Annotated in this window: 3 protein-coding genes; 2 read left to right on the forward strand and 1 reads right to left on the reverse strand. The window is 67.7% G+C overall.

The window, feature by feature from the left end:
* Positions 1 to 592: 592 nt before the first annotated feature.
* Positions 593 to 1,033 (reverse strand): Fur family transcriptional regulator, encoded by a 441-nt coding sequence (locus HNQ61_RS28135; protein WP_205762109.1) that lies wholly within the window; start codon positions 1,031 to 1,033, stop codon positions 593 to 595.
* Between the two features lie 324 nt (positions 1,034 to 1,357).
* Here HNQ61_RS28135 and HNQ61_RS28140 point away from each other — a divergent pair, with 324 nt between their 5' ends.
* Together HNQ61_RS28140 and folE are read left to right on the forward strand one after the other, a co-directional pair.
* Positions 1,358 to 1,768 carry a 6-carboxytetrahydropterin synthase gene (locus tag HNQ61_RS28140; protein WP_205762106.1) on the forward strand — a complete coding sequence of 137 codons (411 nt, stop codon included), beginning with the start codon at positions 1,358 to 1,360 and terminating at the stop codon, positions 1,766 to 1,768.
* Positions 1,769 to 2,344, forward strand: a complete 576-nt coding sequence (folE, locus tag HNQ61_RS28145; protein WP_170039251.1) for a GTP cyclohydrolase I FolE — start codon at positions 1,769 to 1,771, stop codon at positions 2,342 to 2,344. It begins immediately after the preceding gene.
* Positions 2,345 to 2,944: the final 600 nt, after the last annotated feature.

The following is a 2,944-nucleotide window of genomic DNA, read 5'->3' on the forward strand; positions in this document are numbered from 1 at the left end:
AGCTAGGACGACAGCCGCTCGCTTTTGCCGATCTGCTCGGCTGGTGAGAAACTCACACCAAGCGTTGAAGTCGCGGCAACAACGGCGCGAAGTCCGCCTTCGCGGACTGTGGCCGAAGCTCGGGTGCGAGGCGGCGATGTCCGGCGCGTCCGCCCTCCAGGAGCGAATGAATTCGCCGCTGGACCAGCACGAAGTCCGCCTTCGCGGACTGGGTCCTCCACTCCGGTGCGGACGACGGGCGACGGGCTTTCCGCGGGGTCGGTTGAAGCCCCGAACGTGGACGCGACAGCGGCCATGTGTCGGGGGTTACCGCTTCTGGAGCGGCGGATTCATCCGCTTTCGAGCGAGGGCTGTGGAACACTCCAAATCTTGGGATTCGCCGCTGATCAACAGAACTGCGCGAACACCACATACGGCCGCATGTCGATCAACTACACTCGCCATCGAATCCCGCCGTGATCTACCCTACGACCGCGGAATCATCGAACCCGAGGATGGGATGAAGGGCGGATCGATGAACCGCATCCACCCCGGGACGGCGCTCCGGTACTCTGATTGTGGAGCCGTGCAGATTCTCATCCACGGAAACCGCCTACTCCGCCCTGCACCCGGCGCAGCGGCCGTGAAAGGTCAGGCGGTGGTGCGCGACCTGGAAGCCGAACTCGCGCTCGATGCGGTCCAGCACGGCGCGGTCCAGCCCGCAGAGCGACACCGTGCGCAGCGAGCCGCAGTCGTCGCAGTGCAGGTGGTGCGAGTGCCCGTCGGGCGACACCAGTTCGAAGTGCTCCGCGCCGCCCGTCACCACGGGGCGAGCCATGCCCAGCTCCACCAGCCAGTGCAGCGTGCGGTACACGGTGGCCAGGTCGGTGCCGCCGTCCGCGAGGGCCGCGTGCAGGGCGCGGGCGGTGACCGGGGCGGAGGCGCGCGCCATCTCGCGCACCACGCCCCGCCGCGGGCCCGTGAGCCGGTGGCCCAGCCCGCGAATCGCGTTCAGCGTCTGCTCTTCCAACCTGCCTCCGGGTGCGTCTGCCATCCCCAAAACTACCCGCATCCGGCGCGGAACAACACCCCGCCCCGCACGGACGCCGCACTTGACCCCGGCCGCGCGCCATCCTTATAATGCGGCTGGTCTGGAGGCGGCGGGGAGTAAAATTTTTGAGCCAACACTTTTGAAGCCGGGGCTGCCTCTCGCGGCTGACGCCACGCCCCCCGCGGGAAGGCGGACGCAGCGGAGAAGCCACCGCAACATGTCTCTGACATGGCTTCAAAAATCCTTCCCGCAGCCACCCGGAACAGGCCGGCCCCGCCCCGCGGGGCTGGCCTTTTTCTTCGATCAACGGCCATGGCAGGAGGCTGCGTGCCCACCGTTCGCGTGACCCGCCGCGTGCACTTCAGCGCGGCGCACCGGCTGCACAACCCCGCGCTCTCCGACGAGGAGAACCGGAGCCTGTACGGCCTGTGCAACAATCCAAACTGGCACGGCCACAACTACGAACTCGACGTCACCGTCGAGGGCCGGCCCGATCCGCGGACGGGGTACGTGGTGGATCTGGGCAAGGTGCGCGAGGCCGCCGAAAGCGTCATCGCCGACCTGGACCACCGCAACCTGAACCTGGACGTGGAGTGGCTGCGGGACGTGATCCCCAGCACGGAAAACCTGGTGGTGGAGCTGTGGGGGCGCATTGCCCCGCTCATCGAGGGCGGGCGCCTGGCCCGGCTGGTGTTGTGGGAAACGCCGCGCAACTCGGCGGAATACACGGGAGAGTAGATGGCGGACGGAACGGAGCAGGGCGGGGTCACGGGCGAGATCGCGCCGCTGGTGCGCGGGATTCTGGCCGGGCTGGGCGAAAATCCGGAGCGCGAGGGGCTGCTCAAGACGCCGGAGCGCGTGGAAAAGAGCCTTCGCTTTCTTACGCACGGCTACGGCCTGACGGTGCAGGACGCCATCGGCGACGCGCTGTTCGAGGAAGACCACCACAACATGGTGATCGTCCGCGACATCGAGATGTACTCCATGTGCGAGCACCACATGCTCCCCTTCTTTGGCAAGGTGCACGTGGCGTACATCCCCAACGGGCGCATCGTGGGATTGAGCAAGCTGCCGCGCGTGGTGGAGATCTTTGCCCGCCGCCTGCAGGTGCAGGAGCGCCTGACGGAGCAGGTTGCGTCGGCGCTGATGGACGTGCTGGAGCCGCAGGGCGTGGGCGTGGTGGTGGAGGCCGCGCACCTGTGCATGATGATGCGCGGGGTGGAAAAGCAGAATTCCAAGACGGTGACCAGCGCCATGAAGGGCGTGTTTCTGGACGACCGCGCCACCCGCGAGGAGTTTCTGCGGCTGCTGTAGGGGTGGGAGGAAGGGCGGGCCAATCCGGGGTGATTTCCAGAGGCAGTGCGTGCCGGACAGTGTGGCCCTCACCCCGCGTGCTGCGCACGACGACCCTCTCCCACGAACGGATGTGGGAGAGGGAGCACACGGCAACGGCGGGTCTACGTGGAGGCGAGGTGCGGCGCGGGCGGCGGGCTGTGAGGCCCCTCCCCCGGCCCCTCCCCGTGCAAACAGCCGCACGGAGAGGGGGGAACTGCGGGTCTGGTGTGCTCCGGATGGTTCGGCGCGGCCGCGGGCACCCCTCTCCCCCCGGCCCCCTCTCCCGCAAGCGGGAGAGGGGGAGACCTCACGCGGGCGGCAGGCTTCGGCGCGGGTCGCACGGCGCGATGCGGTTGAAGCCCCGAACGGCGCGCGAATAGCGCCGGGTCGGGGGTTCCCGCTGTTTGAGCGGCGGATTTATTCGCTCAACAGACTTCGCTCACGCGTCGGGGCCTGATGATCCCCGCTGGACCGTCCGCCCCAACAACCCTCCCCCCACTACTGTCCGGCTTACAAGTCGAAGAGCTGCAACTGGTTAGGAAGCGGTTGACTGGTGGTAGTGTAATCCGGGGCTGAAAA

It is taken from the genome of Longimicrobium terrae (genome assembly GCF_014202995.1).
In the GTDB taxonomy this organism is placed as follows: domain Bacteria; phylum Gemmatimonadota; class Gemmatimonadetes; order Longimicrobiales; family Longimicrobiaceae; genus Longimicrobium; species Longimicrobium terrae.